Origin of the sequence: Sporolactobacillus shoreicorticis (assembly GCF_024125445.1) — a bacterium.
Classification (GTDB): domain Bacteria; phylum Bacillota; class Bacilli; order Bacillales; family Sporolactobacillaceae; genus Sporolactobacillus; species Sporolactobacillus shoreicorticis.
The window spans coordinates 1-1,756 of the sequence record NZ_JAMXWM010000069.1 but is presented as its reverse complement, the minus strand read 5'-3'; the positions used below and the strand labels follow the sequence as shown (position 1 = coordinate 1,756).

3 protein-coding genes are annotated in these 1,756 nt (G+C 37.8%); 2 read left to right on the top strand and 1 reads right to left on the bottom strand.

Annotated elements, in window-relative coordinates; all coding sequences use genetic code 11:
* Positions 1-67 precede the first annotated feature (67 nt).
* Entirely contained in the window at positions 68-382 is a 315-nt protein-coding gene (locus NIE88_RS21900) for a BhlA/UviB family holin-like peptide (RefSeq protein ID WP_253065678.1), read from the bottom strand.
* Between the two features lie 228 nt (positions 383-610).
* Between NIE88_RS21900 and NIE88_RS21895 the strand changes: the two genes are divergently transcribed.
* Positions 611-799 carry a hypothetical protein gene (locus NIE88_RS21895; protein ID WP_253065677.1) on the top strand — a complete coding sequence of 63 codons (189 nt, stop codon included), beginning with the start codon at positions 611-613 and terminating at the stop codon, positions 797-799.
* A 276-nt stretch (positions 800-1,075) separates the two neighbouring features.
* The coding region (locus tag NIE88_RS21890) for a hypothetical protein (RefSeq protein ID WP_253065676.1) at positions 1,076-1,756 on the top strand (681 nt) is incomplete at its 3' end.

The window sequence follows — 1,756 nt, the reverse complement described above, 5'->3', positions numbered from 1 at the left end:
TGGCATAAACCAGTGACAAGCGCCACGATAACAACGAGTTGAAACACAGTCATTCCCTCCCGAAAAATTATTTGAGCTCTGTTCTGTCGACCTTATGTTCAAGATCAATGCGAATTTCTTGAACGTCAGCGGCAATTATTTCATACTGAGTTGCAAGCCGCTCAAATTGTTTTGCCATATTATTGATAAAGTCAGTCAGTTTAGCCTCTCGTTCAAGACCTTCTTTGCGAAGCGCACTGGCTTCGGCGCGAAGGCTGTCTTCTCGTGTGACAGAGATAGTTTGTTGCCGTCGTCCTTCACGTAAAGTGTAGAAATAGAGAGTAATGTATAAAATAGCCCACAATCCTTGCTTGGTCGCCTCCGCTGCTAAAATATCCGTCAATGGTTTATTCACTCCTTTCTTGGAAACTATCGAGATTCACTAACTATCCCATCGCAATAAAGTGTTTCTGTTTTTTAGTAAAGGTGACATCTAGATTGTTTTTTTTTGGTTATTCAGGCAGCCGTTCGAATGATAATGTTCAGTATTCTGTAAACAAGTTTACTTTTCCTGTGAGAAAGGTATAATGTAGTGGTATAAATGATTATTATTGAGACAGGAGAGGTATATGTGGCTAAAAGACCTTTTGCAATACGAGTAGATCAAGTAAATGTGGATCGGTTCCGAGCCTTGTCAACGATTAAACGAATGGATGGTGCAGAACTATTTTCAGATCTTTTAACTAGAGCAGAGAAAGATATGACCTCGGAAGAACTAAAAGTGTACAAAAACTTATTAGAATTATGGCGCAAGAGCTAAAATGAGCGTGCTGAGATGATTTATTAAATCGTGAATATTTATTCACCTTACTTTAGAATGGCAAAAAATAGGTAGCTTTTGAACGAATAGCGTCATTTGGCATGGTCATTCAGCTTATACATATCATTTATGGTGTAATATACTGTTATAAAATTAACCAATGTTTAATAATTCACCTGTTTTGAGTGAGCGCATCTTTTCTGTTTATGTGCTTATTATTATATAAGTGTTGTTAACAAATATAGTAATATACATGTATATTTGTGTCACAAAAATGTGAATGAGTCAACACAACAAGATGGAACCGATAAATCGGAATTTCATACTTGGGGAGTTGAGTCACTGATGAGCGTACCAAATAATAAACTTTGGTTAACTGTCGATATCTTGGTAGATCAGTATGTCGAAGCAAGTGATAAAGAAACAAAAGAACGGATTTTTGAGGAAATATTCGTTCTACTGAAAAAATATATTGGAACCTGTGCAGGAAATGCCGTTCGCAAAGCAAGTCAATTCCGCCTTTCAATCCCAGAAGAAGACTTTATTTCAGCATTTAATTTGTCCTTGTGGGAAACCGTTAAATCATTTGATTCACACAAAGGCCGATTAAAGTCATTAATTTCTTATCGCTTTCGAATTGCCGAGGCTACGGTCTGGCGTCACTATGAAACACGCGATGTAAATGAAAAGGATGGTCGATCCTATGTCAAGGCGCGTTGGGATTCACTGGATAAAAGTATTGGTAGCGCTAATGGTGATTCATCAGCAGGTTTGATTGACTTTATCATAACGGATCATCCAAGTGCAGAAGAAACCTATCTAGCAAATCATGAACTAACTGAGCTGATTCAATTGTTTGCTGCAAAGAATGCTCGCTATGCAAAAATCATTAACTCACTTAGTAAAGGTTATGAAGGAAGCGATCTGGCACAAGTGACGCATGAGGGGAGCAACTAT